Consider the following 538-nt stretch of genomic DNA (forward strand, 5'->3'; position numbering starts at 1 on the left):
TTATACCGGCATTCTCACTTCCCATTAGTCCACTACTCCTTTCGGTATAGCTTCTATCCAATGGGAACGCTCCCCTACCAATTTGGTCGTCGGTCGTCGGGCGTCAGTCGTCAGATCTTTTTCTTGGTATTTGCTTCTCGTAAGCGGTATATTTGCTTGCCTAGTATGTTATATTGCTCTAATAAAATCTGATGTCTTTCCTCAGATATATACTGTAAGTCTTTTATCATATCTAGCAATACCTTTACTTCGTTACAAGAACCAAGTGCATTTCTTAGAAAGTGCTGGAATTCACCGATAGATTCCCGCCTTCCGTATCCTTCCGCTATGTTTAACGGTATGGATACTGCAGCTCTTCTTAGCTGACTTCCTAATTCATACCTTTCTTCGGATGGAAATTTTTGAGTGGTTCTGTGTATTTCCAAGGCTAGTTTATACGACCTTTGGTATACTTCGAGATTTTTATATCCCATAACCATTTCTTCCCTCCGATGTCTGACGTCCGATAACCGACGTCCAAATTCCGCAGTTTCGGTAT

1 protein-coding gene is annotated in these 538 nt (G+C 41.4%); it reads right to left on the bottom strand.

Annotated features, from left to right (window positions below):
- Positions 1 to 110: 110 nt before the first annotated feature.
- Positions 111 to 538: four helix bundle protein (locus tag SPSYN_RS15485; protein WP_341478899.1), on the bottom strand; the 428-nt coding region annotated here is incomplete at its 5' end.

This window comes from Sporotomaculum syntrophicum (genome assembly GCF_009932395.1).
Lineage (GTDB): Bacteria > Bacillota > Desulfotomaculia > Desulfotomaculales > Desulfallaceae > Sporotomaculum > Sporotomaculum syntrophicum.